Origin of the sequence: Tyzzerella sp. An114 (assembly GCF_002161055.1) — a bacterium.
GTDB lineage: Bacteria > Bacillota > Clostridia > Lachnospirales > Anaerotignaceae > Fimicola > Fimicola cottocaccae.
Genome location: NZ_NFLT01000034.1, coordinates 1 through 10,534, shown reverse-complemented (window position 1 = coordinate 10,534; position 10,534 = coordinate 1). Strand labels below are relative to the sequence as shown.

The window sequence follows — 10,534 nt, the reverse complement described above, 5'->3', positions numbered from 1 at the left end:
CTCTACAATAGAATTTAATAATTCTATTTTATTTGTTTCCATCATTATCATCTCCTATAAATATAAATATTCTTTTAATTTAGGTTTAATTTTATTAACTTGTTTATTCACTGCTTGTCTTGAAATTTGTAACACCTTAGCAATATCATTATCAGAATAACCTTGTATTATTTTTAACTCAAATATTTTTAATTGTTTTTCTGTTAATAAAGTTTTCATATCAATTAACAATAACTTATCTTTTATACAATCATTTGAAATATTATCTATTAAAATGTTATCAAAAGAAACATCTTCTGGCAAAAAACAAATATAATTTTCATAAATTTCCTTTTTCTTATTTAATTGTATAAAAGAATGATACATTGCATTTTTAATATAAGACAAAATATATTTATCATGTTTAAATTCTTCTTTTTCGATTGGAATTTTCATAATAATATATATAAAAATTTCTTTTATATCATAATAAGCATCTTCATAATATAAACGATTACAATATTTTTTAATTAATGGATCAAATTTTTTACATAATGCAACAATACTATCTTCATCATTTTCTTTTGCTTTTATTAAAAGCTCATATAAAGTTTTTGTCTCACTCATTTTTATCACCCCAATCAAAACTTAAAATAAATATTTTTTGATTGATAAAGATAAAAATCTATATATTTTAGCAACTAAATTTTACCAATATATATTTATAGAATTTAATCACATAAAAATTTATAGGTTTCTAAATTAGTATAAATAAAAATTATATTTTTCAAAAAGTTCAAAATATCTTTTAAAGCCCTCATCGTTTAATGGTGCTTTCAACGACATTACAGACCATAATAAAAGCTCTTCTTCTTCAATATGGTACTTTGAAAATATAAAATTTCCAAAATTGTATTTTGGTACAGAAGGTTTAAGTATCTGCTTAATTTCAATTTTAAATTTTGCATTATTTATAAATTCAATCTTTTTCTTTGTTACTGCTAAAAGAAGTTCGTCTTTAAATCCCATATTTTCATACTCTTCAATTATTTTGTACAAATTTTTAAATCCATAATATATTCTGTTCCTTTCAGCTACTATATCTTCATTTTTTAAAGCTGTATTCTTTATTGCATCAAAAATAACTATTTTCCATTCTTTCATAAAAAATTCCTCCTAAAAAAGTCATAGCAAAATTGCTATGACTAAATTTTTATTTATTCTTCATACTATATAACCAATCATCTATTCCTTTATATTTATCATTCCATTTAAGTCTATGAACATTAAACCCAAAGTTATTTGCAAGACATATCATATTCATACAGGCTTTCTCAACATGAATATTAGTGTATTTATCCATATCATAGGCTTCAACAATATCTGTTGTACCAGTTTGTTTTAATTGGGTAAAAATATTTTCTAAAGATTTATAATGATTAACACCCGGAACAGCAATAAATGTTTTACCAGATAACACATGTGCAATATTAGCTTTTAATGCACCTTCTGTTACATATACAGTCTTTGATAGAGGATTACCTATAAAATGTGCAGGTCCACCAACAGATGTTCCTCGAAAGTGATTTGAACTTGAAAACCAAATATATTTTCTATCATCAAATGCTTTGTCAAGTCTTATTTGAAATCCTTCTATTTTACCTGTTATACTACATATAGGTATTAATATCCCTGTTGTTTTCTTATTAAAATTAATACCATATGTATTATTTTTCTTAGTATAGAAACCGGGAACTCCATCTAATTCATATTCATTAGATACAAGAGTAGCCACTAACCTATCAAAACCAAAAGCAGGTGTACTTTTATAGCTGTATTTTACTATTTGGTCATTTTTTAACCCACGATTTATAAGACTTTCTTTATGGTAATCTGTTAAAATAAGTTGTGATAATAGAGCTGTATATGTTCTATGTCTTATATCCAAATCTGCTTTTTCTTTTTGTTCTAAATTTGATACTATTTCTTTATACTGTTTTATGGGTTTCTCATAATTAGATATATCTTTATTACATTTCAATATTTCACAAATTTCATTAAACGCCTCATATGTACTTATATGATATAATTTAGCATATAAATCAATCATTCCACCCGACTCATTACAATAATTACAGCGGAATACATTTTTAGCAAAGTTAATATTCATTTTACCTTTTTTATGCCCACAAAAGGGACAATCTACATCAATATTTGTTAATTGTCTTCTACGAACATTTAACTTTAAAATTTCTGCAACATCTAATATTGTAAATGGATAATTACCCATAAAAATCCCCCTTATCCTGCAGCATCTATAAGAATTTTAGCAGCAGCTCTTAAAATATTATTTTTACCACTATAAGAATCAATGTACCAATTAATAGCAGAAGGTTTTTCTATACAAAGTTCACCTAATGTTTTACCCTTATAGAACCCCATAGGAACTACTAAATTCTTAGCATCATCAACTGTCATAATATTCATAATATCTTCAACAGGCATACTTTCAGATATTTCTTTTTTATTTGTAGAGGTTGTATGTATATTATCAGGTAAAGATTCATCTGCAATAGGTACAGTATTATTAGTACTGTTTGATATTGTTATTGGTGAATCAACAGGATTAATGTCTTTCTCACCTTCCGGCTCTGAAAATTGAATACCAAATCCAGCATCTGCAAGAGCTCTTCCAACTGATGCTGTTTCTGCCGTTTCAACATATCTTTTTCCATATATATCATCTTCAGAACGCCATCTTTGAGCAATAGCACAAGAAATATAACTTTCATCGTTATCATTACGATCCAAATATACTCTACTTTCTATAATGGCATAATCATTTTCAAGTTTTATAATCCTTTTTGTAATCTTTCCTAAAGGATACTTTAAACGAAACCATAACTTTCTATATTTAACATCTAAATATAACTGTTCTTCACCCTTTTCATTTTGTAGTTTTCGAAGAAAAGCCGATGGATCAAAGCCTTCTACCGCATTAAGACTATTTATAATTCGAATATTTTCTTCCATATTTTTACTCATTCTAATTTACTCCTTTAAATAAATAATAAAACTGAGTCATTATTTTAAAATAACAACTCAGTTAATTCCTTTAAACTATTACATTCAGCTTTATATTTGCTTTTTACACCTTTCTTTCAAATAGAAAAGATTTTATTACAAGTTTAATATTAAAACCTATTTCTACTTAATTACTTTTTTAATCTGAAAAGATCTGCTTTCAGAAACCGAAGCATACTTCTCAAATATTTCTTTATCATTTAATTGCATTTTTTCTAATGCTTCTTTATTTATCATTGTACGATATGAAGGTTTATATGTAATAACATACTCACAATCATTTCCTATGCATCTACCTTTTATTCCATTACCAAGCATAGCTATAAATTGGGCATATAATGTTTTTATTTTACTTTCAATCTCTCTTGCTTTTTTCTCAATAATAGATTTTTCTGTCTTCATCTCTAAAATTTTTTCACAAATTTTAATATAACTACTATCAAATATAAGTTCGTCTATATTATTTTGATTATTTTTATATTTGTTTAAACTTTTTAGAACTAAATCACCATCACCTTGTAGAGGTGGTTCTTGCTGTTTTAAAACATATTCATTCCAAAATTCTTTTTGTTGTATAATCATATCTTCTTCAAAATCTAAATCTCTATCTATTCTTTGATATACAAAATCATTTTCAGTATTACCATATAAACAAGCAATATATGCAACATCTACATTTTTCACAGCCATATAATGACGACATTGTATTTCATAATTATATGGTACACTACCACTATCCCATTTATCTTTCGAATATACATTTGATGTTTTACACTCAAGTATACCTATCATTCCATCATTTGTCTCAAAAAGATAATCTGTATCAGCTAACATAAATGGAAATAATGGATGTCTTAACATTTTCTTTTCTTGCCATATATGAAAACCTGTTTTATTGGCAAATATTTGAGCAACTAAATCTTCAAGTCTTTTACCAACTTCTAATGTCACCCAATTATTATTTTCTTCAACATCAGGTTTTCTGCCTATTTTTTCAAAATATAAATCTCTTGCTGTTTTATATTTTGAAATACCTAATACAGCTGCAGCATCACTACCACCTATACCTTGAAATCTGTATTTTAACCACTCTTCTTCTGTAATATTTGAAGTATCAACAACAACTTCTGCTTCATAATTTAATTCTAAACTCATTTTAATTCCTCCTTATTAACATTCACTCTATTACCATTTAAGTTCTCCTGGAATATCGTAGTCTTTCCAACGAATATGTACTGCTCTTGAGATGTTTTCTTCTGTTCTAACTATTTTTGATCCACTTATAGATTCAGATTGTAATATATTTATTACTTCTGAAATACCAATATATGCTTCATAAGCCGTACAAGGAAAATCCCCATTCTGTTTTATAAAAATATCCATGGCTTCATAAGCCAATTTTTTTGGCACACCTATTTTCTTCATTACACATAACATAGCATTAAGTGGATAAAAAAGTGTAATATTAGTTAATTTTTGAAGTCCACCAATAGCCTTACTGTAATGAGAGTAAAGTAGATTTAATTGATTATCAAAATCTTTAATAACAGCACCGTTTTTATGTTCTAACTTTAAAGGACTTCCCAAAGGCAATATTTTTGAATTATCACCTATAAATAACAAAGGATATAAATTTGCACCACTATATCCTGTATCAGAAGTAGTTAATCTAAGTCCTACTTTAACAATATCATCATATATTTTTGATTTTTCTAAAAGTTTTTTATATTTCTTTATTAAATCCTCATCGTCACTTAATTCCCATAAGGCTGTTGCTATAGAATGGTCATAAGATGCTCCCGCAAATATATAGCCTGTAAAATTATTTTGTAAGTATTCTACTGTTTTTCTAAATAACTCAGGAGTTTCTAAAACAGCATAATCTGATGGATCACCACCATGAACAGCAGATATTTTATCTTCACAAAATCTTAGCAATGCCTCACCTGATGCAACTTCCATACAGTAATTTAAAATCCTTGCCAATACATTTTTTTCTACTTTGTTTAATGCATTACCTGAGACCTTTGCTCTTTCTAATATACTTTTTACAGCACAACTTCTAACAGGATAAATTTTGTCTGTAACTTTTAAAATAAGTCTTGTATGTTTCATAGTATCCTCAAACACAGGTATTTCAGACTCTTTTAATTGATATTGCATATTATTTGATATGATATTATTATCTAATGCAAAAAATCTAAGCTCATTACTTTGATATCTTTTCCAGTATGAATTTGCTTCTCTTTCTGAAATAAAATTTAAAAAATCCTCCTCCTTTAAAAAATTCATTTGAAAATCATCTGCAAACACTTTTTCTTTCATAAACTTTGCCACCTTTCTTAAATATATCCAAAAGGCTTTTATTTAACCTTTTGAACAATAAAAAAAGCAGGATAAATTTAAAAATAATTCATTCCTGCTAAAAATGGATTTCTCCAAAAAATAAAAAAAGCGTTTTTGCATATGCCTTATAAACATAAATACAAAAACGCTTTTAATTCATAAACAACATACCTTAATAGGTAAAAATCAATACTTATATTATTAGATTACTATAATATATATGTATTGTCAATTAAGATTTTGTTACTGCTATATAGTTTTATCTAATTGTATAAACTAAATAATTTATTATAATTTATAATTTTTTAATAAGGCTATTCTTTTATACAATACAAATTAATATCGTTATTTACAAATTTTTACATAAATTATTAAATTATAATTCTAAAACCTACCCCCGCCAATGCCAAAGTACTTATCAAAGAAACCTTTAAGTTTATCAATAACACTTTGTTTTTTCTTAGCACGACCACCGCCAAAACGTGAAACAGGTGGCATTATTTTATCAATATCAGTTCCACTTGTTCTAATTTCACCGTCACGGAAAGCATTTTCAATGAATTTTCTTGTTTCTTCTGTTTTCAATTTTTCTTCTTCTATAATATTTACAAGTTCTTTTTCTCTTTCCTTATCAACATAATTATGCCATTCACCTATAACATCTTCAACATCATTGACTTTTGAAATAAATGTTTCAATAAGCTGTTTTTTACTACGGAGTTCAGGGCTGGCATCAACTGCTTTTTGTATGGATACAAGAATTTCTTTATCTTTACAATGGCTATCATGATATTTTTTGACAAGCATAAGTATATAATCAATATTTATTTCAATTTGTTTTATAAGTTCGATTTCAAATACAATATCGTCATTTATATCTTTGCTTTTTCCTTCCTCACGCTTTTTATTCCATTCATCACGCAAATCTTGGTATCTTCCCATATAATCTTGAATATCACGCTCCGACATAATCTCTTTATCTGAAAAATCATCAAATGACAATAAAAGATTTCTCATTCTCAAAAACGCTCCAAAAAGCATTATAAAATCTTTTTGTTTTTCTTCCCCTACAATGTTTTCATCAGTCAATGGGAATTTTTCATCAAGTTCTTTTACAATATCAACATATCCTTTATTATATTTACCCTCATCGTCTGTATAGCCATTATAATAATCATTAAAGCTACGAAGTATTATAACTCCGCCTCTGCTCTCATCTCCAAAACATGCAATAGCTTCATCGACTCTTTTTTGAAGATTACGGAAACAAACAATATTTCCAAAGGTTTTTATTGAATTTAAAATACGGTTTGTCCTTGAAAAAGCCTGTATAAGTCCATGCATTTTCAAATTTTTATCAACCCACAATGTATTTAAAGTAGTTGCATCAAATCCTGTAAGAAACATATTTACAACTATAAGCAAATCAAGCTCTTTATTTTTCATTCTAAGGGATACATCTTTATAATAGTTTTGGAATTTTTCACTTGATGTGTCATAGCTTGTATTAAACATATCATTATAATCTTTTATGGCAGACTCAAGAAAATCTCTTGAGTTTTTATCAAGGGCTGATGTATCTTCAGAGTTTTCCTCGTCAAGTATACCGTCAGCCTCCTCCTCATTTGCACCATAGCTATAAATAACAGCAACTTTCAATTTTTTTGAAATATCTTTTTCCATTTGCTTTTTAAATTCTTCATAATAAAGTTTAGCCATAGGCACAGAGGCAACAGCAAATATTGAATTGAAACCGCTTAAACGCTGTTTATCTTTTATTTCCTTAACAGTGTCATTTTTAGCTTTTGCCACTTCCTCAATATTTAAAAGTGAATTAAAAATATAAGTTTTATTACCTCTGTAAGTTTTTTGGTCAAAATGTTCAAGTATATATTTTGTTATAAGTTCAATTCTTTCATGTGCCATAAAAACTTTTTCTCTGTCTATGTCCCAAACTTTTTCGTCATCAATATCAGAGCTTTTATCCATTGTTTTTATATAGTCAACTCTGAAAGGAAGAACGTTTTTATCTCTAATAGCATGTACTATTGTATATGTATGAAGTCTATCTCCGAAAATATCGTCAGTTGTAGAAAAGCGTGAATTACTGTTTTTTATTGCATTATCTTGGAAAATTGGTGTCCCTGTAAATCCAAACAAATGATATTTTTTAAAACTCTTTATTATTGCGGTATGCATATCTCCAAACTGGCTACGGTGGCACTCATCAAATATAATTACAATATGCTTATTATAAACACTATGTTCTTTGTTTTTCTTTATAAATGTAGAAAGTTTCTGTATAGTTGTAATTATTATTTTAGCTGTATCATCTTCAAGCTGTTTTTTTAATACTGCTGTTGATGTGTTACTGTTTGCAGAGCCTTCCTCAAAACGGTCATACTCTTTCATTGTCTGATAATCTAAGTCTTTACGGTCAACAACAAAAAGTACTTTATCAATATAATCAAGTGATGAGGCAAGTCTTGCAGTTTTAAAAGATGTAAGTGTTTTACCTGAGCCTGTTGTGTGCCATATATATCCACCACCTTCAACAGAGCCATATTTTTTATAATTTGTAGCAATATCTATACGGTTTAAAATTCGCTCTGTTGCAGTAATCTGATATGGACGCATAACCATTAATATATTTTCAGATGTAAATATACAATATTTAGTAATAATATTTAATATAGTATGTTTAGCAAAAAATGTTTTTGCAAAGTCTACTAAGTCAGGTATTATTTTATTTTTACCGTCTGCCCAAAAAGATGTAAACTCAAAACTATTACTTGTCTTACCTTTTCTTTTTGTTTTTGCTTCTTTTATGGCATTAAAACGAGTACTGTTTGAATAATATTTTGTATTTGTACCGTTTGATATAACGAAAATTTGAATATATTCAAAAAGTCCGCTTCCTGCCCAAAAAGAGTCCCTTTTATATCGGTTAATCTGATTGAAAGCCTCTCTTATAGCTACTCCACGTCTTTTAAGTTCAATATGTACCATAGGTAAACCGTTTATAAGTACAGTAACATCATAACGGTTGTCATAGTTTGCACCCTCTTTTTTTCCTATAACATATTGATTTATAACCTGTAATTTATTATTATGAATATCCTTTTTATCAATAAGTTTTATATTTTTAGAAGTTCCGTCATCTCTTTTAAGTACTTGAATATAATCTTCCTGAATTTTTTTAGATTTTTCTTCAATACCCTCATTATTATTAGCTATTGAATTTTTAAAAAATCTTTGCCACTCATCATCTAAAAAAGTATAGTTGTTAAGCTCTTGAATTTTATTCCTAAGGTTTTCAATCAAATCATTTTCAGAATGTATATTTATATATTCATATCCCTGATTAGAAAGTATATTTATAAACTCTTTTTCAAGTTCCGCCTCACTTTGATAATTTTTTGCTGTTCTCTCGGTGGGAATGTATTCTGATACAACGGTACTTTCAGCAGTTTGGGAAATAATATCGAAAAAAGGCATTTTGAAAACCTCCTTTTAATTACTGTTTAATTATTGTAATTCTTTAAAATTAAGAAGTTTGTCCCTATAATATTCATATTGTTTTTTACGCAATTCTATTTCAGCAGGCAAACCACTTGTAATATCGTTACAAAGAGTATCAAAACGGTCAAGTATTGAAACAATATTTTTTTGAATGTTTCTACTTGGAATAGGAACTTTTATTTTTCTTAACTCTGTTTTATTAAATTTAGGCATAGCACTTTTTCCAACTATTTTTTGTATAGCATTTTGACCCCATTTGCTATTAAACCAATAATAATAAAAAGAATTATTTTCCGTTTTTACCATAACTGCATTAGGTGCTAAACTCATATGAGTATTAAGATTTGGACATCTAAATGTATTTCCTACACCTGCTCCAATATTATTAATAATAATTTCTCCACCAAACAATTTAGATTTAGAGAGAAAATCATATGCATGTTTATTAATATAAACTAACTTTTCTGGATTAAAATTTGACGAAAAATCAACAGTTCTTATTAATACAGCATAATCTTGTTCTTTTTTATATTCTACATTTTCTTTTATACTTGCAAAACTACCATTAGCAACATAATCTGTAATATTAGATATATCTCCTAGATAAGCCCATTCAACCTCTTCATTAAAATTCAACAACTTATCTCTATAATACTCATACTGTTTTTTTCTTGCTGTAAGCTCTGTTGTAAGTTCTGTTGTAAGCTTTGTGAAATTGTCCAAAATTCGGACAATTTCCTCTTGTATTGGTAGTGGTGGAAGGGGGATTTTTACCTTGTTTAATATTGATTGCGTAAGACTTGGAACTCCTCCAGCTTTATTTAATTTTTCAAGATGTTGTCCTGACAACCAATAATATACATATTTAGGAATTACTTTTTTTATATTTATATCTGTATAAAAAATTGTATCTACATTCCAAAATGGTTCATCTACATAATATAATTTATCCAAAGAACCTTTTCTTGGAATAAGAACTGAAGGCTTATCATATATTGATGTATCAATATATGTCATAATCCCACCTGAACCATATACAGGAATATTTCCTTGTTTATATTGCTTATAATCACGACCATTTTTAATTATAAGTACATCTTCAAGTTTTTTATACTTCACCCCATTAGGGCAAAGCTCATTTATTAAATTTTGTAATTTACTCAATTATAAATCCCTACTATCTATATTTTATTTTTGATTTAGTACATTCTTTTACACCTACATATTTTCCATAGGTTGCTATTTCTTCAAAATTCCCCTTCGGACCGACAATTATTTCTTCACAATATTCTTTTGCTTTAATTTCTTTGTTATATTCTATATATAATCTTGGTATTTCAAAATTTTCTTCATCTATTCTTATATCTTCGCTTTCATAATCTCTGAATTGTATCATTCTTACTTCATTTTCATATTTATAGGCTTTATCTTTAAAAAAGTATGATACATAATTTAAAATAATATTTGTATAATTTAAAAAATACTTATTTTTGTTTTTTACAAAAATATTCTGTGATAAATAATTAAATATATTTTCAATTTTTTCTTTTATATCTTTATCCATTTTATCAATATTAAAACTTTGAGTATCTATATATTGAAC

General features: G+C 27.0%; 9 protein-coding genes. All 9 read right to left on the bottom strand.

The window, feature by feature from the left end; genetic code table 11:
* Positions 1–54: 54 nt before the first annotated feature.
* Positions 55–606 (bottom strand): RNA polymerase sigma factor, encoded by a 552-nt coding sequence (locus B5E58_RS12705; RefSeq protein ID WP_088110022.1) that lies wholly within the window; start codon positions 604–606, stop codon positions 55–57.
* Between the two features lie 135 nt (positions 607–741).
* Positions 742–1,143 carry a hypothetical protein gene (locus tag B5E58_RS12700; RefSeq protein WP_088110021.1) on the bottom strand — a complete coding sequence of 134 codons (402 nt, stop codon included), beginning with the start codon at positions 1,141–1,143 and terminating at the stop codon, positions 742–744.
* Between the two features lie 49 nt (positions 1,144–1,192).
* On the bottom strand, positions 1,193–2,269 hold the full coding sequence (locus B5E58_RS12695) for a DUF3854 domain-containing protein (protein ID WP_088110020.1): 1,077 nt from the start codon (positions 2,267–2,269) through the stop codon (positions 1,193–1,195).
* Between the two features lie 11 nt (positions 2,270–2,280).
* Positions 2,281–3,024, bottom strand: coding sequence for a hypothetical protein (locus B5E58_RS12690; protein ID WP_088110019.1), 744 nt, complete (start codon positions 3,022–3,024; stop codon positions 2,281–2,283).
* Between the two features lie 162 nt (positions 3,025–3,186).
* Positions 3,187–4,218 (bottom strand): YqaJ viral recombinase family nuclease, encoded by a 1,032-nt coding sequence (locus B5E58_RS12685; RefSeq protein ID WP_088110018.1) that lies wholly within the window; start codon positions 4,216–4,218, stop codon positions 3,187–3,189.
* Positions 4,219–4,248: 30 nt separating this feature from the next.
* Entirely contained in the window at positions 4,249–5,388 is a 1,140-nt protein-coding gene (locus tag B5E58_RS12680) for a hypothetical protein (protein ID WP_088110017.1), read from the bottom strand.
* Between the two features lie 405 nt (positions 5,389–5,793).
* Entirely contained in the window at positions 5,794–8,907 is a 3,114-nt protein-coding gene (locus tag B5E58_RS12675) for a type I restriction endonuclease subunit R (protein WP_088110016.1), read from the bottom strand.
* A gap of 30 nt (positions 8,908–8,937) precedes the next feature.
* Positions 8,938–10,095 (bottom strand): restriction endonuclease subunit S, encoded by a 1,158-nt coding sequence (locus tag B5E58_RS12670; protein WP_088110015.1) that lies wholly within the window; start codon positions 10,093–10,095, stop codon positions 8,938–8,940.
* A 13-nt stretch (positions 10,096–10,108) separates the two neighbouring features.
* Positions 10,109–10,534 (bottom strand): hypothetical protein (locus tag B5E58_RS13555; protein ID WP_206608587.1); only part of this gene is annotated, 426 nt, incomplete at its 5' end.